This is a genomic window from Cellulosimicrobium sp. PMB13 (genome assembly GCF_051294865.1).
In the GTDB taxonomy this organism is placed as follows: domain Bacteria; phylum Actinomycetota; class Actinomycetes; order Actinomycetales; family Cellulomonadaceae; genus Cellulosimicrobium.
Genome location: NZ_CP145910.1, coordinates 3,236,366 through 3,257,580, shown reverse-complemented (window position 1 = coordinate 3,257,580; position 21,215 = coordinate 3,236,366). Strand labels below are relative to the sequence as shown.

Sequence of the window (21,215 nt, the reverse complement as noted above, 5' to 3'; positions counted from 1 at the left end):
CCCGAGGCCTCCGTACCACTGCACGAAGGAGCACCACCCATGCCGGTCCGGGCCATCCGGGGCGCCACCCAGCTCGACGCCGACGAGCGCGAGCACCTCTTCGCGCGCACCCGCGAGCTCGTGCAGGAGGTGCTCGACGCGAACCGGGTCGACACGTCCGCGCTCATCTCGATCCTCTTCACGTGCACGCCGGACCTCGTGTCCGACTTCCCGGCCGCGGCCGCGCGCGAGCTGGGCCTGGGGGACGTCCCCCTGATGTGCGCGACGGAGATCGCGGTCCCGGGCGCGCTGCCGCGCGTCGTGCGCCTCATGGCCCACGCCGAGCTGGACGTCGACCGCGCCGACGTCCAGCACGTGTACCTGCACGGCGCGACCGCGCTCCGCCGGGACCTCGCGCAGTGAGCACAGCCAGCCCGGTGAGCACGCGCGACGACGCGCGAGGAGGAGACGAGATGACGCAGGGGACGCCGGGCACCGACGCCCGCGCGGAGGGCGGCGCCGCCGCCCCGCTGACGATCGCGATCGACGGGCCGTCCGGCTCGGGCAAGTCGAGCGTCGCGAAGGGCGTCGCACGACGGCTCGGGCTCGCCTACCTCGACACGGGGGCGATGTACCGCGCGGCGACCTGGTGGTGCCTGCACCGCGGCGAGGACCTGCACGACACGCTCGCGGTCGCGCGTGCCGTGCGCGTCATGCCGCTCGCCGTGGGCCTCGACCCGGACGACCCCACGGTCCACGTCGACGGGACGGACGTCGGCGAGGCGATCCGCAGCACCGAGATCTCCACGGCCGTCAGCGCCGTGGCGACGAACCTCGACGTGCGCGCCGAGCTGCGCCGCGTCCAGCGCGCGGTCATCGAGGCGGAGCACGGCCCGGGCGGGTTCTCCGCCGGGCGCGGCGTCGTGGCCGAGGGGCGGGACATCACCACGGTCGTCGCGCCGGACGCCGACGTGCGGGTCCTGCTGACCGCGAGCGAGGAGGCGCGCCTCGCCCGCCGCTCGCTCGACGTGCACGGCAGCGCGGACGCGGCGTCCGTCGAGGCGACGAAGGACCAGGTGCTGCGCCGCGACCGCGACGACTCGACGGTCTCGCAGTTCCAGGTCGCGGCCGACGGCGTCGTCACCGTCGACTCGTCGGAGCTCGACCTGCCGCAGACGGTCGACGCGGTGCTGGCCGTCGTCGAGCGGACGACCGGTCGGGCGGTGGGCCCCCGCCCCGCACCGTGAGCGGCGCGCCACAGGGGCCTCGCCCCCCGTCGCCCGCGGGACCGGCCTGGTCGCGGTGGGTCGGGCGCTTCCTCGCGCGCGTCGTGTGGGCGACGCGCGTCGAGGGCGCCGAGAACGTCCCGGCCGACGGTCCCGTCGTGCTCGCCGCGAACCACACGGGCCTCGTCGACGGTCCCGTCGTGCTCGGCGTCGCGCCGCGGCCGCTGCACGTGCTCGTCAAGGAGGAGATGTTCGTCGGCCCGGTCGGGGTCGTCCTGCGCGCGGCGGGCCAGATCCCCGTCGACCGCGACGGCGGCCGCCGGGCGCTGTCGACCGCGCTCGCGGTCCTGCGCCGCGGCGGTGCGGTCGGTGTGTTCCCCGAGGGCAACCGCGGCCGTGGCGACGCGACCGCGGCGCGCGCGGGCGTCGCGTGGCTCGCGCTCAACGGGCACGCCCCGGTCGTCCCCGTCGCGGTCCTCGGCACGCGACGCACGGGCGAGGGCGTCGACCACGTCCCCGGCCTGCGCCGGCGCCTCGTCGTGCGGTTCGGTGAGCCGCTGGTCGTGGAGCGCGTCCCGGGGGTGAGCGGCAAGCAGGCGCTCGAGGACGCGAACGAGAGGATCCGGCACGCGCTCTCCGTGCTCGTCGCCGACACCGTGGCGAGCTCCGGGATCGTGCTTCCCCTGGACGACCCGAACCGCGAGGGACGACCGGCGTCGTGACGGCCGGCGCGCCCCCGCCCGGCACCGTCGGCGACCGGCCGGCGGCGGGCATCCTCCTCGGGCTCGCGTCGGCCCTCGCGTTCGGCGCGAGCGGACCGTTCGTCAAGCCGCTGCTCGAGGCGGGGTGGACGCCCGGCGCGGCCGTCCTCGCCCGTGCGCTGTGCTCGGCGCTCGTCCTGGCGCCGTTCGCCGTGGTCGCCCTGCGCGGGAGCCGTCGGGCGCTGCGCCGGGAGTGGCGCCTCGTCCTCGGGTTCGGGCTCGTCGCGGTGGCCGCGACCCAGCTGTGCTACTTCGCGGCCGTCGAGCGCCTGCCGGTCGGGGTCGCGCTGCTCGTCGAGTACCTCGCGCCCGTCCTGCTCGTGGGCCTCGCGTGGGCGCGCTCGCGGCGGGTCCCGCCACGGCTCACCCTCGCCGGGTGCGCCGTCGCGGTGGCCGGCCTGGTCCTCGTCGTGGACCCGGGCGGCGCGAGCCTCGACGTGCTCGGGGTCCTCTTCGCACTCGGTGCCGCGGTCGGGCTGGGCGCCTACTTCGTGCTCTCCGCCCGCCCGACGACGGTCCCGCCCGTCGCGCTCGCGGCGTCCGGCCTCGGTGTCGGGGCGGTCGCGCTCGCGGCGGCGGGCGTGACGGGACGGCTCCCGCTGCGCGCGCCGCTCGTCGACGTGCCGCTCCTCGGATCGACCGTGCCGTGGTTCGTGCCGCTCGCGGTCGTCGTGCTGGTCGCGACGGCGTTCGCGTACGTCTCGGGCGTCGCGGCGACGGTGCGTGCGGGGGAACGGCTCGCGTCGTTCGTGGGGCTCTCCGAGGTGCTGTTCGCCGTGCTCATCGCCTGGCTGCTGCTCGGCGAGGTGCCGAGCGTCGTGCAGGGTGTCGGCGGGGTGCTCGTCGTCGCAGGCATCGTCCTCGTCCGCCTCGCGGGCACGGAACGGGTGGCGCTGGGCCTCGACGCCGGGGCGTCCCGGCGCGCCACCACGGCCGACGCGGAGTAGGTTCACGCGTATCCCGCGCCGTCGGCCCGGGGCGCGCGAGGAGGCGCAGGTCCTGCGGGGGAGGAGCAGCGATGGCGGACAAGGTCAGCACCGTCGACGAGTACGTCGCGTCCCTCTCGCCCGCGACGCGCGACGTCGTCGAGCACCTGCGCGGCGTGATCCACGCGACGGTCGACGGGCTCGGCGAGCGGATCAGCTACGGGATCCCGACGTTCACGCTCGACGACCGCTACGTCGTCTACCTCGCCGGCTGGGCTCACCACGTCTCGCTCTACCCGGTGCCCGACGACGAGGACGACGACCTCGCGCGGCGGATCGCGCGCTACCGCGACGGCAAGGGCACGCTGCGGTTCCCGCTCGCGGAGCCGGTGCCGGACGACGTCGTGCGTGACGTCGTCGCGCGGCTGGCCGCTCGTCATCACGGAGCGGTCGGCTGACGCGCGCCCGTCCTGCGACGCGGCGCGCGACGGGGCGTCGGTGCCGCGTTCGGAGAGTGCGCGCACTCCTGGGAGAATGGTCCCCATGACCACACCCGACCAGGCCCAGCCCGGCACGCCCGACGAGACCGACGCCGTCGGGCAGCCCGTGGACGGGACCACCACCACTGCCGAGGCCGGCGGCCCGACCGACGGGTCCACGGACACCGTCGACGACGAGGCGCGCGAGCGCGCGCTGCGCGCCGGACTCGAGGACTACGAGCTCGAGGACACCGACCTCGCCCTCATCGACGCGGACGACCTGGACCTCGAGGACCACGAGCCCGAGGCGCCCCTGCCCGTCCTCGCGGTGGTCGGGCGACCGAACGTCGGCAAGTCGACGCTGGTCAACCGTATCCTCGGCCGCCGCGAGGCCGTCGTCGAGGACAAGCCGGGCGTCACGCGCGACCGCGTGAGCTACCCGGCGGACTGGGCCGGCCGCCGGTTCACGCTCGTCGACACGGGCGGCTGGGAGGTCGACGTCGCGGGCCTGGAGTGGAAGGTCGCGGAGCAGGCCGAGGTCGCGATCTCGCTGGCCGACGCGGTGCTCTTCGTCGTCGACGCCACCGTCGGGGCGACCGCCACGGACGAGCGCGTCGTGCGCCTGCTGCGCGAGTCGGGCAAGCCGGTCGTGCTGTGCGCCAACAAGGTCGACGGCCAGTCCGGCGAGGCCGACGCCGCGTCGCTGTGGAGCCTCGGGCTCGGCGAGCCGCACCCCGTCTCGGCGCTGCACGGCCGCGGCACCGGTGACCTGCTCGACGCCGCGATGAAGGCGCTGCCGACGGAGTCGGAGCACGGCGAGCTGCGCCCCACGGGCCCGCGCCGTGTCGCCCTGATCGGGCGCCCCAACGTCGGCAAGTCGTCGCTGCTGAACAAGATCGCGGGCGCCGAGCGGGTCGTCGTCGACGAGACGGCGGGCACGACGCGCGACCCGGTCGACGAGCTCGTCGAGATCAAGGGCGTGCCGTACGTGCTCGTCGACACCGCGGGCATCCGCCGGCGCGTGCACCAGACGAAGGGTGCGGACTTCTACGCGTCGCTGCGCACCCAGGCCGCGATCGAGAAGGCCGAGCTCGCGGTCGTGCTCGTCGACGCGTCCGTGCCGCTCACGGAGCAGGACACGCGCGTCATCTCGCAGGTCGTCGACGCCGGGCGCGCGCTCGTCATCGCCTACAACAAGTGGGACCTCATGGACGAGGACCGCCGCCCGTTCCTCGAGCGCGAGATCGAGAAGGACCTCGTGCAGGTCACGTGGGCGCCGCGCGTCAACGTCTCGGCCCGGACCGGCTGGCACACCGACCGGCTCGTGCCGGCGATGGAGCGCGCGCTCGACTCGTGGGACATGCGCATCCCGACGGGTCGGCTCAACGCGTTCCTCGGCGAGCTCGTCGCGGCGCACCCGCACCCGCTGCGCGGCGGCAAGCAGCCCCGCATCCTCTTCGCGACGCAGGCGTCCACGCGCCCGCCGCGCTTCGTGGTCTTCGCGACGGGCTTCCTGGAGGCCGGGTACCGCCGGTTCATCGAGCGCCGCCTGCGCGAGACGTTCGGCTTCGAGGGCACGCCCATCGAGATCAGCGTGCGTGTCCGGGAGAAGCGCAAGCGGTGACCGACGGCGCGGCGGGGCCACGCAGCGCGGTCGCGAGCCGCGGCCGCGTGCTGCGGCTGGGCGTCGCGCGGGACACCGCCGCGACGCGGCACGTCGTGACGTTCCTCGTCGTCGCGGTGGCCACGGTCCTCGTCACGCGGTTCCTCCTCGCCGCGTCGGGGTACCCGCAGGTGGGCGGGGGAGACCTGCACGTCGCGCACGTGCTGTGGGGCGGCCTCGGGATGGCGCTGGGCATCGTCGTGCTGCTGTCGTTCGTCGGCCCGACCCTCCGCTCGCTCGGTGCCGTTCTCAGCGGGATCGGGTTCGGGCTGTTCGTCGACGAGATCGGCAAGTTCGTCACGGCGGACAACGATTATTTCTACGAGCCGACGGCGGCGCTCATCTACGCGACCGTCGTGGTCCTCGTGCTCGTGACCGAGGCGCTGCACGGCCGGCGACGGCACCACGGCGCGGAGTACCTCGCGGTGGCGACGGACCGCGCGGTCGCGGGCGTCGCGGGAGGCTTCACCGACGAGGCGCGCGCCGAGGCGCGTGCGCTCGCGGCGCGCGGTCGGGGCGAGCCCGGCGCAGCCGAGGTGGCCGCGCTGGTCGAGGCCGTCCCGCGCGACGTCGTGGACGTGCCCGACCCCGTGCGCGCGCTCGTGCGCCGCGCGTCGGACTGGTTCACGGCGGCGCTCGAGCGGCGCTGGACGGCGGTCGTCGTGGTCGTCGCGGTGCTGGCGACGGTCGCCGGCTCGGTCGCCGTCGCGGTGCGCGTGCTGGTGCGTGACGTCGACGTGCCCGTCTGGGTCGGCCTCGGGATCCTCGCGGGCGCCGTCGTGACGGTCGCGTGCGTGGTGACCGGGCTGCTGGCCGGGCGCGTCTCGCGACGTGCGGGGGCGGTGTGGGTGCGGCGCGGCGTCCTCGTCTCCCTCCTGCTCACCCAGCTCCTCGTGTTCCGGGCGGTGCAGTGGGTCGGCGTGGCCGGGCTGGCGGTGGACCTGCTCGTGCTCGCCGCGCTCGGGTCCGCGCTCGGGCGGGACGACGAGCGCCGGTCCACCGCGGGCGGCACGCGCTCGGTCTCGCACCCGGCGGGTGGGCGCGGACCGGGCTAGCCTGCTGGACGAGGCACCTCGCCTCCCGCGTGCAGCAGCTCGCGCGAGCCCGCCGATCCGGCCGTCGGCCGGACGTTGCCCGGAGCCCGCCATGAGACCTGCCACGAAAGCCCTCGCCCTGTCCGCCGCGGCCGCCGGCGCCGCGACCTGGTGGTCGCGCCGCTCGTCGGCCGACGGCGCCCGTCCCCGGACGCTCGCCGTCACGGTGCACCGCTCCTACGAGGAGCTGTCGTCCGAGCTCGCGCAGCACCGGCCCGCGCCGCTCGCCGACCTCGGCGACGCCGTCCGCCTTCACAGCACGCCCGCGCCGAAGGACTTCGGCACCGAGCTGCGCCTGACCGTCGAGCGCCCCGGCGACGTCGCCGTCGACGACGCCCGCCAGGCTCTGCGGCTCACCAAGCAGCTCCTGGAGACCGGGACGGTCATGCCGCCCGACGAGCCGCTCGTGCGACGGCGCACGCTCACGGCGCTCCCGCTCGAGACCGCGATCCGCCGGGCCGGGAAGGAGGGACGGCTGTGAAGGCGCTGCAGTGGACGGGCGTCAACGAGCTCTCCGTCGGCGACGTGCCGGACCCCGAGCTCCTCGACGACCGCGACGTGATAATCAAGGTGCGCCGGACGGTGACGTGCGGCTCCGACCTGCACCTGCTCGGCGGGTACATCCCGTTCATGCGCTCGGGCGACGTGCTGGGCCACGAGTTCCTGGGCGACGTCGTCGAGGTGGGCCCGGCGGTGCGCAACCACCGCGTGGGCGACCGCGTCGTCGTGTCGTCGTTCGTCGCGTGCGGGCAGTGCTGGTACTGCCGCCAGGAGCTGTACTCGCTGTGCGACAACGGCAACCGCAACCCCGCGATCACCGAGGGCCTGTGGGGCTTCGCGCCCGGCGGTTGCTACGGGTACTCGCACGCCATGGGCGGCTACATGGGCTCGCACGCCGAGTACGTGCGCGTCCCGTTCGCCGACGTGGGCGCGTTCACCGTGCCGGGGGACGTCCCCGACGAGCGGGCGGTCTTCGCGTCCGACGCCGCGGCCACCGGGTGGATGGGCGCCGACCTCGGTGGCGTGCAGCCGGGCGACGTCGTCGCCGTGTGGGGAGCGGGCGGCGTCGGTCAGATGGCCGCGCGCGCGGCCATGCTGCTCGGCGCGGAGCGCGTGTTCGTCATCGACCCGCTCGAGGACCGGCTGCGCATGACGCGCGAGTTCGTCGGCTGCGACACGCTGCGCGAGGGCACGGACGACGTCGGCGCCGCGCTGCTCGAGGCGACGGCCGGGCGCGGGCCGGACGTGTGCATCGAGGCCGTCGGGATGGAGGCGAGCGGCGGGTCGCCGGTCGAGGAGGTCTACGACCGCGCCAAGCAGTACCTGCGGCTCCAGACCGACCGGCCCACGGCCCTGCGGCACGCGATCTACCACTGCCGCAAGGGCGGGAGCGTGTTCGTCCTCGGCGTCTTCGCGGCGCTCGCGGACAAGTTCCCGCTCGGCGCGGTGATGAACAAGGGCCTGACGCTGCGCGGAGCCCAGATGCACGGGCAGCGGTACATCCCCATGCTCCTCGAGCGCATGCAGCGCGGGGAGCTGGTGACGGAGCACCTCGCGACGCACGTCATGCCCCTCGACGACGGCCCGCGCGGCTACGAGATGTTCAAGACGAAGGAGGACGGGTGCGTGCGCGCGGTGTTCCTGCCGCACGGCTGAGCGAGCGGCCGCACGGCTGATCGGACGCCACCACGACGGCCGAACCCCGGGTTACGGCGCGATCCAGGGCTGGATCGCCACGTAACCCGGGGTTCGGCACGTGCTGGGTGGCGTGCACGGCCCGTCGGGACGCGGCGTGCGGGTCAGCGCATCGACGTGACGGGGAAGCCGTCCATGTCGTCGAACGACTGGTTCTCGCCGGCCATCGCCCAGACGAACGAGTACGCGGCCGTCCCGACGCCCGAGTGCACCGACCAGCTCGGGGAGATGATCGCCTCGCGGTCGCCCACGACGAGGTGGCGCGTCTCGGTCGGCTGCCCGCACAGGTGGATGACGCGCGCGTCGGCCGGCACGTCGAAGTACAGGTAGCACTCGGTCCGGCGGTCGTGCGTGTGGGCCGGCATGGTGTTCCACATGCTGCCCGGGTGCAGCGACGTGACGCCCATGACGATCTGGCAGGACTTCACGCCGTTCTCGTGGATGTACTGGTTGAGCGAGCGGCGGTTCGACGTCACCTGGTCGCCGAGCTCGCGCACGGTGCCCTCGCCGGGCAGCGTGAGCACGGTCGGGTAGGCGGTGTGCGCGGGCGCGGAGAACAGGTAGAACGCGGCGCGCTCGGCGCCGCCCTCCTCCTCGCCCGACGCGTCGGCGGAGCCCTCGGCGTTCGCGAAGACGACCTCGCGCACGCCGCGGCCCACGTACAGGCACGCGCCCTTGGGCAGCTCGTGCACCTCGCCGTCGGTCGTCACGGTGCCCGTGCCGCCGACGTTGACGATGCCGATCTCGCGGTGCTCGAGGAAGTACTCGCTGCGGATCTCGTCGTACGTCGGCAGCGGGAGCGGGGCGTCGCCCGGCACGGCGCCGCCGAGCACGACACGGTCATGGTGGGTGTAGGTGACGTTCACCTCGCCCGGGACGAACAGGTCCTGGACGAGGAAGCGGTCGCGCAGCTCCTGCGTCGTCGCTCCGGTGATCTGCTCGGGGCTGGTGGCGTAACGCTGTTCCACGGGTCTGCTCTCCTGGTGGTGCGGATGGTGCTCGGTCGGGCTTCGGGGGTCGGTCGGCGGCTCAGCGCACGAGCCAGCCGCCGTCCACGGGGAGGATCACCCCGTGCACGTACGCGGCGGCGTCGGACGCGAGGAAGACGAGCGCGCCCGCGAGGTCGGCGGGCGTGCCCCAGCGTGCGGCCGGGATGCGCTCGGCGATCGAGCGCTCACGCGACTCGTCGGCGCGGATCGGCGCGGTGTTGTCGGTCGCCATGTACCCGGGCGCGATCGCGTTGACGTTGACGCCGCGCGCGGCCCACTCGTTGGCGAGCGCCTTGGTCAGACCGGCGACGGCGTGCTTCGACGCCGCGTAGCCGGGCACGAGGATGCCGCCCTGGAACGACAGCATCGAGGCGACGTTGACGATCTTGCCGCCGCCGCGCTCGAGCATGCGGCGGCCGGCGGCCTGCGACAGGTGGAACACGGCGTCGAGGTTGACGGTCAGCACGGTGTCCCAGTCCTCGACGGGGTGCTCGGCCGCGGGCGCGCGGCGGATCGTGCCCGCGTTGTTGACGAGCACGTCGACACTGCCCAGCGCCTCCTCGACCTCGGCGACCGCAGAGCCGAGCTCGGCGGGCGTCGCCGTCGTGAGGTCGCGCTGCACGGAGTGGACGCGGCGGCCGAGCGCCTCGACCTTGGCGATCGTCTCGGTGGGCACGCTGCGGTCGAGCAGCGCGACGTCGGCTCCCGCCTCGGCGAGCGCGACCGCCGCGCCCTGGCCGAGCCCGCGGCTCGTGCCCGTGACGAGGGCGACCTTCCCGTCGAGACGGAACTGGTCGAGGATCATGCGGGCGCTCCTTCGGTCGAGGTGGTGGGGCCGGCACTCGTGGCCGCCTCCGAGGTCTCCGGGCCGGCGAAGCGCGTCGTCAGCGCACCGAGGCCCGCGACGCGGATCGTCACGGCGTCGCCGTGGCCGAGCGGGCGGTGCGCGGCGAGCGCCTCGGGCAGCTTCTGCGGCGTGCCGGTCGAGATGACGTCGCCCGGCTCCAGGGTCATCACCTGGCTGAGGTAGTGCACCAGGAACGGCAGCCGGAACACCATCGTCGACGTGCTCTGCGACACGGTGACGACGCCGTCGCGCACCACCTCGACCGTCAGGTCGTGGAAGTCGGCGACCTCGTCCGCCGTGACGACGGCGGGCCCGAGCTGGCCGAACCCGTCGAGGCACTTGCCCATCGTCCACTGGCTCGACCGGCGCTGCCAGGAGCGGTCCGACACGTCGTCGAACAGCGCGTACCCGGCGACGTGGTCCATCGCGTCCTCGACGCCCACCCGGTGCGCGCGCCGGCCGATCACGACGGCGATCTCGCCCTCGTAGTCGACGTCGTCCGCGACCGGGGGCACGGTGATGACATCGTGCGGGCCGCTCAGCGTGTTCGGCGTCTTGACGAAGACGTCCGGGAACTCCGGGTCGTCCGTCGTCGGGTCCTGCCCGTCCGGCACGTGACCGCGGTAGTTGTACCCCAGGCACAGGATCTTGCCGGGGCGGACCGGGGGAGCGAGCCGCGCGTCGTCGGCCGGAGGGAGCGCGTGGAGCGCGGCCGGGTCGGCCGCGGCCCGCCCGACGGCGTCGCGCACCCGGGCGGTCAGCGCCGGGTCCGCGAGGACGTCGGTGACCGTGACGCGCGCACCGAGGACCGGGGCGAGGTCGAGCAGGCGCTCGCCGTCGCCGTCGGGGACGAGGGCGCCGGGACGCTCGATCCCGTCGGCGACGTGCGTGACCAGCCTCACCAGTACCTCACCCAGCCCGGGAGCGTGTGGCGCACGAGCGCCTCGAGGTAGAAGTAGTCGCCCCAGAGGCTGCCCTCGTCGACGCCGATGCTCTTCGGCGCGTCGTAGACCGAGTGGAGCAGGAGCGCGTCGGACTCGACGCCCTCGGCGGCCGGGGTGTAGCCGGTGACGAGCGCGCGGAGCATGTCGAGCGAGGCGGTCGCGTAGCGCTCGCGGCGCTCCGGGTCCGTCTCGACCGCGGCGAGCTCGTGCAGGCCGCACGCGGCGATCGCGGCGGACGAGCTGTCGCGCGGTGCGTCGCTGCCGTCGGTGTAGACGAGGTCCCAGTACGGCACGCCGTCCGACGGCAGGTGCGCGAGGAAGTAGTCCGCGCAGCGCCGGGACGCGCGCAGCAGCTCCGGGTCGCCCGTCACCTGGTGGTTCATGGCGAAGCCGTAGATCCCCCACGCCTGGCCGCGCGCCCAGCACGAGTCGTCGCCGGCGCCCTGCTCGGTCCCGCCGCGCAGGGGCTCGCCCGTGACGGGGTCCCAGTAGAACGTGTGGAACGTCGTGTCGTCCTCGCGCACGATGTGGCGCGCGAGCTGCGCGGTGTGGCGGCGCACGGCGTCGGGGTAGCGCTCCTCGCCGGTCTGCTCGCCCGCCCACGTGAGCAGGGGCATGTTCATGAGGCTGTCGACGATCGTGCGGCCACGCTGGGCCGGGTCGGACAGGTCGCCCCACGCCTGGAGGATCCCGGCCGGCTCGAGGAACCGGACCATGAGGTGGTCGGCGGCGGACAGCGCGGCCCGCCGTGCGGTCTCGTCACCCAGCAGGCGCCACGGCGCGACGCACGACAGCGTGTAGAGGAAGCCGAGGTCGTGCGTGTGCAGGTCCTCGCCCTGGTCGACGCGGCGCGCGAAGTCGGCGACGTGCCGCTCGCCGGCCGTGCGGAACGTCTCGTCGCCCGTGAGCTCGTAGGCGAGCCACTGCATGCCGGGCCAGAAGCTCGTGGTCCAGCCCCGGTTCGCGCCCTCGGCGAACTCGGGCGTCGCGGGACGGGGCGGGTAGAGGTTTCCGGCGGTCGTGTCGTCGGGGTAGGCGTCGCCGAACGCGGCGATGTTGCGCCGGACGGTCGCGAGGGCGGCGTCGACGGCGGGTGCGAGCTCGGTGGCGAGCCCGGTGGCGAGCGTCATCAGGAACATCCTTCGGGTCGGGCGAGAGCGCCCGACGGTCGGTGACGTAGTCAACAGGTGCAGCGGTGAGACGGCCGCACGGGGAGCGGTGAGAGGTCAGCGGGAGGCGGCGGCCGGCGTCGTGCCCGACCCCGTGACCGCGCCGAGGGTGGAGTGGAGCGCGTAGCGGGCCCCGCCCCACGCGACGAACAGGAGCGGCGCGAGCGCGAGCCCGAGCCCGACGGCTGGCCGCGCCGCGACGACGGACCCGAGCATCGCGAGGACGAGCAGCGCCGGCAGCGTGAGGTACCAGCGCCGGACGCCCGCGAAGAGCGACACCCGCAGCAGGTCGCGCAGGCGCGCCGTCGGGTGGTCGGCCAGGGACGCCGTGGCGACGAGCGTCGTCACGAGCGTCAGGACGATCAGCGTGACGAGGACCGGGATGGCGACCGCGCCGACGGCGTGGCCCCACACGGCACGCACGTCCACGGCGAGCACGACGACGAGGGCTGTGCCCAGCGCCCCGACCGCGACGGACCGGCGCCAGTGCTGCCGGTAGCCGCGCCAGAACGTGCGCACGACCTGTGCGGACCCGTCCGCCGTGATCGCCCGGAACACGGCGAACGCAGCGACGAGCGCGGGCGTGCAGAACGGGGCCAGCACCGCGAGCGCGGGCCACGACGCGGACGGGTCCGTCGTCATGGCGAGCACGACGAGGGGCAGGCACGCGACGACGACGAGGAGGTTCGTCGCGAGCCCCGCGTACACGGTGCTGAAGACGAGCTCGTACGTCTCGTGCGAGACGAGGCGGCGCCGTGGCGCGTGCGCGGAGGAGGCCATGGGATCAGCCCTTCAGACCGGTCGACGCGACACCCTCGACGAAGTACCGCTGGCCGAGGAGGAAGATGATCGCGATCGGCAGGACGGAGAGCACGGAGCCCGTCATGATCAGCGCATGCTCGGCGTTGTACTGGCCGATGAAGGACTTGAGCCCGAGCTGGACGGTCCACAGGTCGGGGGAGCGCAGGTAGATGAGGGGTCCGAGGTAGTCGTTCCACGTGTTGACGAACGTCAGCAGCGTGAGGCTCGCGATCGCCGGCACGGACAGCGGCATCATGATGCGCCGCCAGATCCCGTACTCGCTGAGACCGTCGATGCGCGCCGCCTCGCTGAGCTCCTCGGGGATCGTCTCGAAGTACTGCTTCATGAGGAACACGCCGAACGCGCCGAAGGCCTGCAGGGCGATGATCGCCCAGAGCGTGTTCGACAGCCCCACGTCGGACAGCATGATGAACTGCGGGATCATGTACGACTGCCACGGCACGGCGATGGTGCCGATGTAGAGCAGGAACAGCACGTCGCGCCCGCGGAAGCGCATCTTCGAGAAGCCGTACGCCGCGAAGCTGCCGGTGAGCACCTGCAGCACCGTGACGGTCACGGACAGGATGAGCGTGTTCTTGAGCCACGACGTCATGTCGGACTTCGCCCAGATGTCGAGGTAGTTCTGCCAGACGACCGGGTCCGGGATCCACTGGATCGGGATCGTGAACACCTGGTTGTTGTTCTTCAGGGACGAGATGACCATCCAGAAGAACGGCAGCAGGATCGCGGCGGCGGCGACGGCCATCGCGACGTAGCCGGCGGTCCTGCCTGCGACGGAGGTGGCGCGGCCGCGGCGCGGACGCAGGTCCGGGGCGAGGGTCGCGGGGGCGGCGGCGGGGGTCGGGGTGTCGAGCGTGGCCATCACGCCTCCCTCCTCTTGTTGACGAGGAACTGGACGATGGTCACGCAGATGCAGATGAAGAACAGCACGACCGCGACGGACGACGCGTAGCCGAACTGGTTCTCCACGAAGCCCTTCTGGTAGATGTACTGGCTCAGCACGAGGGTCGACTGCCCGGGGCCACCGTTGGTCATGACGAGGATCAGGTCGAAGATCTTGAAGCTGCCGATCGTGAGCATCACGGTGACGAAGAACATCGTCGGGCGCAGGCCCGGGAGCGTGACGTTCCAGAACCGCTGCCACGCGTTGGCGCCGTCCATGCGGGCCGCCTCGTAGAGCTGCGCGGGCACCGTCTGCAGGCCCGCGAGGAGCAGGAGCATGTAGTACCCCATCTCGCGCCACACGCTCACGAGGATGACGGCGGGCATGGCCCACGTGCTCGACGTCGTCCACCCGGGCGGGTTGTCGACGCCCACGGCGCGCAGGAGCTGGTTGATGGGCCCGAACTCGGGGCTGAACAGCATGTTCCACACGACGGCGATCGCGACGATCGACGTGATGTAGGGGAAGAACGCGACGGTGCGGAAGAACGCGACGCCGCGGAGCTTGCGGTTGAGCAGGAGCGCCAGACCCAGGGATGCGCCGAGCGTCAGCGGGATGTGGATCGCCGCGTAGTACAGCGTGTTGAGCAGGGCCTTGTGGAAGCTCGCGTCGCCGACGAGGCGCTCGAAGTTGTCGAGGCCGATCCACTGCGCCGCGCCGAACACGTTCCAGCTCGTGAACGAGATGTAGAACAGCACGATCACGGGGATGAGCGTGAGCAGGGCGAAGCCGATGAAGTTCGGCAGGATGAAGCTCCACCCGACGAGGGTGTTGCGCAGCTTCAGGCGGCTTCCGGCGCGGCGGCGGCTCGTCGGCGGTCGGGACGGCGTGGCCGGCCCGTCCGTCCCGGGCTGCGACCGCGCGTCGGCGGCGATGGTCGACATCGTGGGACTCCTGTGTCTGGAAGATCGTGGTGTGCCGGCCCGGCCGGGGCGCCGCGGTCAGCGGCGCGGCGCCCCGGTCGGGTGCGGCGGAGGTACCGGGAGGCGTCAGCCGATGCCGGCCTCGGACGAGGCGCGGTTCTCGGCCTCGGGGATCGCGTCGGCGATCGGGGTGGACCCGGACATCACGGCCGTGTGCAGGTCGTTGAGGATGTTCTGCACGGCGGCGGTGCTCGGCGCGACCGGGTTCTCCGGCTTGGTCTCGTGCGTCGAGAACGCGAACTTCGACAGGTCGTCCGTCGGGACGCCCTCGAGGCCGAAGAACGTGTCGACCACGGTGTCGGAGAAGAGGGCCGGCGTGATGCCGATCTCGGCGAGCGCCGCGGCGCCGCCCTCGCCCGCGGCGAACGCGAGGAAGTCCTTCGCGGCCTGGACCTTGTTCTCGTCGATCGCCGGGTTGATGCCGAGGCCGGTCGGGTCGCCGAACGTCACGGGCGTGGCGTCCGTGCCGGTCGTGGACTCGTCGACCTGCGGGATCGGGGCCATGCCCCACGCGAACTCGTCCGCCTCGCCGTTCTCCTGCTGCGCGATGAGCGTCGCGGCGTACCACGTGCCCATCGGCATCATCGCGGCCTGCTGCGTGCCGAACTGCGCCTGGTAGGTGAGCGAGTTCGTCGTCACGGTGCCGAACGTGGGCTGGGCGCCCGCGTCCTGCAGCTCGATCGCGCGCTCGTAGAACGGCTCGAGGAACGAGTAGTCGGCGCTGTCGAGCGACGCGCCGTCGCTCTGCGCGAGGGCGAAGCCCTGCACCGTGGACTGCCACGAGTGCTGGTACGTGCCGGTCGCCGTCGAGCCGGAGCCCTGGAACGACGTCGTCAGGTCCTTCGCGGCCTGCGTGTAGTCGTCCCACGTCCACGAGCCGTCGGGCTGGGCGACGCCCGCCTGGTCGAACAGCTCCTGGTTGTAGTAGAGGATCCACGAGTCCTGGCGGTAGGGCACCGCGTAGGTCGCGCCGTCGGCCTCGTACGCCTCGACACCGCTCGTGCCCTCGTCGAGCTCGCTCGCGACGTCCGAGACGTCGAGCAGCTGCTGGCCGGACTGGTACGTGTAGAAGTTCTTGAGGTTCTTCAGCACGTAGATGTCGGGCGCCGTGCCCGCGGCGAGGTCAGCCGTCATCTGGGTGTCGTAGTCGTTCCCGGCGGCGTACTCCTTGACCTCGACCGTGACGTCGGGGTTCTCCTCGTGGAACGCGTCCGCGATGGTCTGGAACTCCGGCGTGGACGCCAGGCTCCAGCCCGCGAGCGTCAGGGTGACGGGGCCGTCGGCCGTGGCGTCGCCACCGGCCTCGCCGGACCCTCCGCCGCAGGCGGTCAGCGTGAGGGCGACCACGGCAGCCGTGCCGATCGCGATCGGTGTCGTGCGCTTCATGTTCCTTGCTCTCCTTCGAGTTCGGCGGCCCGACGTCGGGCCTGGTCCTCGCGCCGGTGGGGTCGGCGGTCGGGGTGGGTCAGGGCAGGTCGGTGAGCGTGCGTTCTCCGTCCGGCCAGTGCACGAGGGCAGTGCGTCCTGCCGCCGTGAGCTCGGGCGCCGAGAGCGTGCGGTGCGGCGCCGAGGGATAGGGGTCGCGGGCGGGGCCCGCGAGGGTGAGGAGCACCGCGTGCCAGCGGCCGGGCTCGACCGGGAGGTCGACGACGTCGGCCGCGGACGCGTGCCCCAGCGGCGAGGCGTCGGTGCGGTGCTCGCTCGTGACGGGCGCGTCCTGCGCGGTGAGCGGGACGAGCGACGCGGTGAGGCCGTCGCCGTCGACGACGGGCCAGCCGCCGACGCGCAGCCGGACGGTCGAGGCGTCCACGCCGTCCGCGAGCTCGTCGACGCGCACGAGGCGGACCTCCCACGGGCCGCGCACGAGCGAGACGACCGTGAGGGTGCCGGCGTCGGTCGCGACGCCGGGCAGGCCGTGGCCGTGGTCGCGGCCGCCGGTCTCGGCGTCGAGCCAGTGCGCGCGGACGACCGAGCCCGAGACGCCCACGGGCGCCTGGCCCGGCGTCTCGTCGACACGGGTGTCGAGCGCGCGCCAGCCCGTGCGGTGCGTGGCGCGTCCGGCGCCGTCGACGAGCGTGACGCTCTGCTCGACCGGCGACGTGCGGCTCGCGAGGTCGGACCAGGGCGCCGTCGCGGTCGAGTACCCGAGGCGCGCGTAGAGCGGCGAGTCGCCGACCCGGTCGCCCTCGAGCGCGTGGTCCGTGCCGTGGTTGACCACGCGCACGACGCCGTCGGCCCGCGTGCCGCTGACGACCCAGCCGGGCGCGGCGACGGCGCGCAGCACGTCGCCGCGCTCGACGGGCAGCGGCTCCTCGGTCGCGGTCCACGCCGGGTGGTCGGCGGGCAGCGCGAGCCCGATCAGGCCCTTGCTCGCCCAGTACGGCGACCCCGGGCCGGTGTACGACTGCGAGATCGGCAGCCACTCGTGGTGCCAGCCCTGCGTGAGCAGGCCGCGCTCGTCGGGCGCGCCGTGCTCGACGAAGTGGGACACGACGCCGGATGCCGCGCGGCGCAGCAGGCCGGGGGAGTGCGAGGGGACCTCGGCGATCGCGCCGACCCAGAAGGGGGCGGCGGCCGCGAAGCGGTACGTGAGCGAGCGGCCCTGCAGGAGCGGCGAGCCGTCGGCCCCGACGAGCGCGAGCGCGTCGTCGAGGTAGCGGTCGAGGAGCCGCACGTCGCGCTCGCGGCGCGGGGCCGCGAGGTCCTGCGCACCCCGCATGCGCGCCCACAGCGTGGGGTACAGGTGCAGCGCCCAGCCGGCGTAGTGGTCGTAGGAGCGCTCCGCGCCGTCGGCGAGCCAGCCGTCGGCGCGCTCGAACGAGTCGTGCGTCGCGAGGTCGGCGGCCATCTCGTCGAGCGAGTGCGGCCCGCCGACCGAGCGCAGGAACGTCTGCACGACCAGGCGGAACCAGACCCAGTTGATGCGCGGGTAGGTGTCGTCGCCGACGGCCTCCGCGAGGTAGTCGACGAGCTGTTCCTGGACGAGCGGCGACAGCCGGTCCCAGATCCACTCGCGCGTGAGGTCGAGGACGAGCGCGAGCGACGCGGCCTCGACCTTGGCCTGCGCGTGCTCCGACAACCGCAGCCAGCGGTCCTCGGCGTGGGGGTCCGAGCCGGCGGCGAGGCCCTGCGCGTACCACTCGGCCCAGCCGTGCGGGTCCGCGCCGCGCTCGCCCGCGAGACGGAAGCCGGCGAGCAGGAACGTGCGGGCGAAGCCCTCGAGCCCGTCGACCGCGCGGCCGTAGCCGCCCTCGGGCCCGGGGAACGTGATCCGGGCGTGGCCGGGGGAGGCGAAGGGGAGTGCCGACGAGAGCAGGTGGTCGCCGAGGGCCGCCCACCGCGCACGGTCCCACCCGGTGAGGGGGCTCGTGGCGAGGGACGCGGTCGGCTGCGACCGGGTGCTCTCGTACGTCATCGTGTCCTCCGTCGTGCGGTGCGCCTCCGTGCGCTGGACCGCTGGTGCGTGCTGGTGATGCCGGTCACGTGAGGTGATCGATCACCGAACACTTCCGCAGTCAAACGTTCACGAACGGACGCTGTCAAGCGCGTTGCCCTTCTGTTATGATCGCTTCTGATCGAACGGGCGGAACGGTCCGCCCGCGGTCACACCAGCGGTCACCACCTCGACGGAGAGAGATGCCCACCCACTTCACCGGCCCGCTCGGTGCCGCCTTCGGCCTGAGCGCCGCGTCGCGGCCCGAGCGACGAGCCGCCTTTGCCCGTCTCCTCGTCGACCCGGCGCGGGCTCTCCCCGTCGTTCCCGCGGCGGAGCGCGTGGTCTGGACCCCCGGTTCCGGCGCTTCGCCCGGCGGTATCGACGCCGTGACCGTGGAGGCGGTGCTGGTCCGGGGCGAGAAGGACCGCGGGACGCCGTGGCCGCTCCCGCTCGCGAGCACCGCCGCGCGCCTGCACCGCGACGGCGACCGCACCGCGCACGAGGAGCTCGTCCTCGGGCGTCAGCGCCGCCTGTCGCGCGCCGTGGTCGCCGCCGCGGTCACGCTCGACGACGCGTGGGTCGACGAGGTCGCCGACGGCATCTGGGCGGTGTGCGAGCAGAGCACGTGGTGCTGGCCCGCGCACGACGACGCCTTCGCGACCCGGGGCTGGGTGCTGCCCGACCGTGCACGCCCGTACCTCGACCTCGGCGCCGGCGAGGTCGCGGGGCAGCTCGCCTGGGCGGACCACGTGCTCGGCGACGCGCTCGACGCCCGGTATCCCGGGCTGCGTGCGCGCGTCCGGGCGGAGGTGCGCGAGCGCGTGCTCGACCCGTTCGTCGCGCGCCGCGACTGGCACTGGATCGGCCTCGACGGCGACGTGCACAACTGGAACCCGTGGATCCACGGCAACGTGCTCGTGGCCGCGCTGCGCCTGCTCGACGACCCCGCCGACGCGGAGCTGCGCGCGCGCGTCGTGGACCTCGTGGTCGAGGGCCTCGACCGGTACGTCGCGGTGCTCCCCGCCGACGGCGCGATCGACGAGGGCTACGAGTACTGGTGGAACGGCGCGTGCCGCGCGATCGAGGCGCTCGACGTGCTCGCGCACGCGACGGGCGGTGCGCTCGACGCCCTCGACCCGGAGAGCCCCGTGCCCGCGCTGCGCGCGACGGTCGCGTTCCCGCACCGCATGCACCTCGGCGGCGACTGGTACCTCGACCTCGCCGACGGCCGCGCGCGACCGCCCGCGGGCCAGCCGTGGCACGCACTGCACCGGGCCGCGCGCCGCGCCGGCGACGAGCACGCGCTGCGCCACGCGGCGTCGTACCGGGTGCCGGGCGAGCCGGTCGCCGACGAGGACTCCGGTCTCGGGCGACTGCTGCGCGCGGTCACGGACGTCGACTGGCTCGAGGCCGGGCCCGCCGAGGCCCCGTTGCCGCGCGACGTGTGGCTGCCGTCGACGCAGGTGCTCCTCGCGCGCGAGCGGGCGGGCACCCCCCGGGGTCTGACGCTCGCGATCAAGGGCGGGCACAACGGCGAGCACCACAACCACAACGACGTCGGGTCGTTCGTCGTCGCGTCCGACGGCGTCCCCGTGCTCGTCGACGCCGGTCGCCCCACGTACACCGCGCAGACGTTCGGCCCCGACCGGTACGCGATCTGGACCATGCAGAGCTCGTGGCACAACGTGCCCGAGATCGCGGGCACGCCGCAGGGCGTCGGCGAGGGCTTCGCGGCGCGCGACGTCGTCCCCGGGGACGGCGCGCTGACGCTCGACCTCGCGGGCGCCTATCCCGTGGACGGGCTCCAGGCGTGGCGCCGCACCGCACGCCTCGAGCGGGGTGCGGGCCACGACGAGGACCGCGGTGGTCAGCGAGCCCGCGGCAGGGCCTGCGTGACGGTCCACGACGCCTGGGACCTCGACGCGGCCGCTCCCGCAGCGGCGGTCGTGCACCTCATGGTGGCCGGTGACGTCACGACGTCACCGGGCCTCCTGCGTGTGGTCCCGCTCGGTGGTGCGACCCCCGTCGTCGTGCGCTGGCCCGAGGACGTCCCGGTCGACGTGACCGTCCGGAGGCTGGACGACCCGATGCTGGCGGAGGTGTGGGGCGAGACCCTGACGCGCCTGACGCTCGACGTGACGGACCGGACCGAGCTGACTCTCGTCGTCGAGCAGGACGACACCATCACCCAGGAGGGGGCCCTGTGACCACGGAGGAGATGCAGCGCGCGCCGCTCGCCGCCGAACGACGCGCGCACCTGCTCGCGTCGCTCGAGCGCGACGGTGTCGTGCGCGTCGCGGACCTGACGGACGAGCTCGGCGTGACGGCCGTGACCGTGCGCCGCGACATCGCCCAGCTCGAGCGCGAAGGGCTGCTCGCGCGTGTGCACGGCGGCGCCGTGCCCGTCGACGGCCGCGAGAGCGGCACCGAGCGCACGCCGACCGCCACGATCGGCGTGCTCGTGCCGTCGCTCGACTACTACTGGCCGGGCGTCGTGCGCGGCATGGAGGCCGAGGCGCGCAAGCACGGTCTGCGCGTCGTGCTCCGCGGATCGTCGTACGAGGTCGCGGACGAGCGCCCGACGATCGAGCGGCTCGTCGAGGGGGAGGACCTGCGGGGCCTGATCCTCGCGCCGCGCACGGACAGCCCGCACGCGCAGGAGCTCGTGCAGTGGCTCGCCCGCACGGACGTCCCGTCGGTGCTCGTCGAGCGCGAGGCGGCGCTCGCGCCGCACCGCGAGGCGCTCGAGTCGGTCGTGTCCGACCACGCGCTCGGCGCGCTCATGGCCGTGCACCACCTCGCCGACCTCGGTCACCGCCGGGTGGGCCTCGTGCTCTCGCGCCAGTCGCCGACGTCGCGCAAGATCGCCGCCGGCTGGCGTGCGGCGTGCGGGGACCTGGGCCTGTCGTCCGAGGAGCACTTCGAGCGCCTCGCGCCGGACCGGCACAAGCCGGAGTTCGCGAAGGCCATCGCGGAGGTCGTGGACACGGCGGTCGCGTCGGGCACGACGGCGCTGCTCGCCCACTCCGACCCCGAGGCCTTCGCGATCGTGCAGAGCGCGCAGGACCGCGGGATGTCCGTCCCGGGCGACCTGTCCGTCGTCGCGTACGACGACGAGGTCGCCGGGCTGTTCAGCCCCGCGCTCACCGCCGTGCGCCCGCCGCGCGCCGCGGTGGGGCACGCGGCGGTGGACCTGCTCGCGAAGCGTCTGGCCGACCCGACGCGACCCGTGCACCGCGTCGCGATCAGCCCGAAGCTCGTGGTGCGGGAGTCGACGGGGCGGGTGACGGCGGGACGCGCCTGACCGTTCCTGCGCGGT

General features: G+C 74.0%; 20 protein-coding genes. 11 read left to right on the top strand and 9 right to left on the bottom strand.

The genetic code is table 11. From position 1 onward, the window contains the following. Nucleotides 1-39: 39 nt before the first annotated feature. The 9 genes from aroH (at nucleotide 40) to V5D56_RS14655 (ending at nucleotide 7,784) form a co-directional block, all read left to right on the top strand. On the top strand, nucleotides 40-402 hold the full coding sequence (aroH, locus tag V5D56_RS14695; RefSeq protein WP_435736040.1) for a chorismate mutase: 363 nt from the start codon (nucleotides 40-42) through the stop codon (nucleotides 400-402). A gap of 50 nt (nucleotides 403-452) precedes the next feature. Next, on the top strand, nucleotides 453-1,226 hold the full coding sequence (cmk, locus tag V5D56_RS14690) for a (d)CMP kinase (protein WP_435736039.1): 774 nt from the start codon (nucleotides 453-455) through the stop codon (nucleotides 1,224-1,226). After that, nucleotides 1,223-1,927, top strand: a complete 705-nt coding sequence (locus tag V5D56_RS14685) for a lysophospholipid acyltransferase family protein (protein WP_435736038.1) — start codon at nucleotides 1,223-1,225, stop codon at nucleotides 1,925-1,927. Before cmk ends, V5D56_RS14685 begins: the two co-directional genes overlap by 4 nt. After that, nucleotides 1,924-2,913, top strand: a complete 990-nt coding sequence (locus tag V5D56_RS14680) for an EamA family transporter (RefSeq protein ID WP_435736037.1) — start codon at nucleotides 1,924-1,926, stop codon at nucleotides 2,911-2,913. Before V5D56_RS14685 ends, V5D56_RS14680 begins: the two co-directional genes overlap by 4 nt. Nucleotides 2,914-2,984: 71 nt before the next feature. Next, entirely contained in the window at nucleotides 2,985-3,350 is a 366-nt protein-coding gene (locus V5D56_RS14675; RefSeq protein ID WP_435736036.1) for an iron chaperone, read from the top strand. An 85-nt stretch (nucleotides 3,351-3,435) separates the two neighbouring features. Then, nucleotides 3,436-4,995 (top strand): ribosome biogenesis GTPase Der, encoded by a 1,560-nt coding sequence (gene der, locus V5D56_RS14670; protein ID WP_435736035.1) that lies wholly within the window; start codon nucleotides 3,436-3,438, stop codon nucleotides 4,993-4,995. After that, entirely contained in the window at nucleotides 4,992-6,089 is a 1,098-nt protein-coding gene (locus V5D56_RS14665) for a hypothetical protein (protein WP_435736034.1), read from the top strand. The genes der and V5D56_RS14665 overlap by 4 nt, the downstream gene beginning before the upstream one ends. 91 nt (nucleotides 6,090-6,180) lie before the next feature. Next, on the top strand, nucleotides 6,181-6,609 hold the full coding sequence (locus V5D56_RS14660) for a hypothetical protein (protein ID WP_435736033.1): 429 nt from the start codon (nucleotides 6,181-6,183) through the stop codon (nucleotides 6,607-6,609). Then, nucleotides 6,606-7,784 (top strand): zinc-dependent alcohol dehydrogenase, encoded by a 1,179-nt coding sequence (locus V5D56_RS14655; protein ID WP_435736032.1) that lies wholly within the window; start codon nucleotides 6,606-6,608, stop codon nucleotides 7,782-7,784. Before V5D56_RS14660 ends, V5D56_RS14655 begins: the two co-directional genes overlap by 4 nt. Before the next feature lie 143 nt (nucleotides 7,785-7,927). Here V5D56_RS14655 and kduI read toward each other — a convergent pair whose 3' ends face one another. The 9 genes from kduI to V5D56_RS14610 form a co-directional block, all read right to left on the bottom strand. After that, the gene (gene kduI / locus V5D56_RS14650) at nucleotides 7,928-8,791 is read right to left on the bottom strand and encodes a 5-dehydro-4-deoxy-D-glucuronate isomerase (protein ID WP_435736031.1); all 864 of its coding nucleotides are present in this window, start codon (nucleotides 8,789-8,791) and stop codon (nucleotides 7,928-7,930) included. 61 nt (nucleotides 8,792-8,852) lie between these two features. Further along, nucleotides 8,853-9,617, bottom strand: a complete 765-nt coding sequence (gene kduD, locus V5D56_RS14645; protein ID WP_435736030.1) for a 2-dehydro-3-deoxy-D-gluconate 5-dehydrogenase KduD — start codon at nucleotides 9,615-9,617, stop codon at nucleotides 8,853-8,855. Then, nucleotides 9,614-10,561 (bottom strand): fumarylacetoacetate hydrolase family protein, encoded by a 948-nt coding sequence (locus tag V5D56_RS14640; RefSeq protein WP_435736029.1) that lies wholly within the window; start codon nucleotides 10,559-10,561, stop codon nucleotides 9,614-9,616. Before V5D56_RS14640 ends, kduD begins: the two co-directional genes overlap by 4 nt. Then, nucleotides 10,558-11,733, bottom strand: coding sequence for a glycoside hydrolase family 88 protein (locus V5D56_RS14635; protein WP_435736028.1), 1,176 nt, complete (start codon nucleotides 11,731-11,733; stop codon nucleotides 10,558-10,560). The genes V5D56_RS14640 and V5D56_RS14635 overlap by 4 nt, the downstream gene beginning before the upstream one ends. A gap of 96 nt (nucleotides 11,734-11,829) precedes the next feature. Further along, nucleotides 11,830-12,552: a DUF624 domain-containing protein gene (locus V5D56_RS14630; RefSeq protein ID WP_435736027.1), complete on the bottom strand. Its 723-nt coding sequence runs from the start codon at nucleotides 12,550-12,552 to the stop codon at nucleotides 11,830-11,832. Between the two features lie 4 nt (nucleotides 12,553-12,556). After that, on the bottom strand, nucleotides 12,557-13,456 hold the full coding sequence (locus V5D56_RS14625; protein ID WP_435736026.1) for a carbohydrate ABC transporter permease: 900 nt from the start codon (nucleotides 13,454-13,456) through the stop codon (nucleotides 12,557-12,559). Continuing rightward, nucleotides 13,456-14,421, bottom strand: coding sequence for a carbohydrate ABC transporter permease (locus V5D56_RS14620; protein ID WP_435736025.1), 966 nt, complete (start codon nucleotides 14,419-14,421; stop codon nucleotides 13,456-13,458). Before V5D56_RS14620 ends, V5D56_RS14625 begins: the two co-directional genes overlap by 1 nt. A 105-nt stretch (nucleotides 14,422-14,526) precedes the next feature. After that, nucleotides 14,527-15,846 carry an ABC transporter substrate-binding protein gene (locus V5D56_RS14615; protein ID WP_435736024.1) on the bottom strand — a complete coding sequence of 440 codons (1,320 nt, stop codon included), beginning with the start codon at nucleotides 15,844-15,846 and terminating at the stop codon, nucleotides 14,527-14,529. Between the two features lie 79 nt (nucleotides 15,847-15,925). Next, nucleotides 15,926-17,875, bottom strand: coding sequence for a DUF2264 domain-containing protein (locus tag V5D56_RS14610; RefSeq protein ID WP_435736023.1), 1,950 nt, complete (start codon nucleotides 17,873-17,875; stop codon nucleotides 15,926-15,928). 221 nt (nucleotides 17,876-18,096) lie between these two features. On the opposite strand from V5D56_RS14610, the gene V5D56_RS14605 reads away from it, so the two are divergent. Beyond that, nucleotides 18,097-20,103, top strand: coding sequence for a heparinase II/III domain-containing protein (locus V5D56_RS14605; protein WP_435736022.1), 2,007 nt, complete (start codon nucleotides 18,097-18,099; stop codon nucleotides 20,101-20,103). Further along, on the top strand, nucleotides 20,100-21,200 hold the full coding sequence (locus V5D56_RS14600; protein ID WP_435736021.1) for a substrate-binding domain-containing protein: 1,101 nt from the start codon (nucleotides 20,100-20,102) through the stop codon (nucleotides 21,198-21,200). Before V5D56_RS14605 ends, V5D56_RS14600 begins: the two co-directional genes overlap by 4 nt. Nucleotides 21,201-21,215 lie beyond the last annotated feature (15 nt).

Excerpts from the sequence above, each read along its gene's own strand:
- aroH (WP_435736040.1), top strand. The coding sequence starts at position 40 with ATGCCGGTCCGGGCCATCCGGGGCGCCACCCAGCTCGACGCCGACGAG.
- cmk (WP_435736039.1), top strand. The coding sequence starts at position 453 with ATGACGCAGGGGACGCCGGGCACCGACGCCCGCGCGGAGGGCGGCGCC.
- V5D56_RS14675 (WP_435736036.1), top strand. The coding sequence starts at position 2,985 with ATGGCGGACAAGGTCAGCACCGTCGACGAGTACGTCGCGTCCCTCTCG.
- der (WP_435736035.1), top strand. The coding sequence starts at position 3,436 with ATGACCACACCCGACCAGGCCCAGCCCGGCACGCCCGACGAGACCGAC.
- V5D56_RS14660 (WP_435736033.1), top strand. The coding sequence starts at position 6,181 with ATGAGACCTGCCACGAAAGCCCTCGCCCTGTCCGCCGCGGCCGCCGGC.
- kduD (WP_435736030.1), bottom strand. The coding sequence starts at position 9,617 with ATGATCCTCGACCAGTTCCGTCTCGACGGGAAGGTCGCCCTCGTCACG.
- V5D56_RS14635 (WP_435736028.1), bottom strand. The coding sequence starts at position 11,733 with ATGACGCTCGCCACCGGGCTCGCCACCGAGCTCGCACCCGCCGTCGAC.
- V5D56_RS14630 (WP_435736027.1), bottom strand. The coding sequence starts at position 12,552 with ATGGCCTCCTCCGCGCACGCGCCACGGCGCCGCCTCGTCTCGCACGAG.
- V5D56_RS14625 (WP_435736026.1), bottom strand. The coding sequence starts at position 13,456 with ATGGCCACGCTCGACACCCCGACCCCCGCCGCCGCCCCCGCGACCCTC.
- V5D56_RS14620 (WP_435736025.1), bottom strand. The coding sequence starts at position 14,421 with ATGTCGACCATCGCCGCCGACGCGCGGTCGCAGCCCGGGACGGACGGG.
- V5D56_RS14615 (WP_435736024.1), bottom strand. The coding sequence starts at position 15,846 with ATGAAGCGCACGACACCGATCGCGATCGGCACGGCTGCCGTGGTCGCC.
- V5D56_RS14610 (WP_435736023.1), bottom strand. The coding sequence starts at position 17,875 with ATGACGTACGAGAGCACCCGGTCGCAGCCGACCGCGTCCCTCGCCACG.
- V5D56_RS14605 (WP_435736022.1), top strand. The coding sequence starts at position 18,097 with ATGCCCACCCACTTCACCGGCCCGCTCGGTGCCGCCTTCGGCCTGAGC.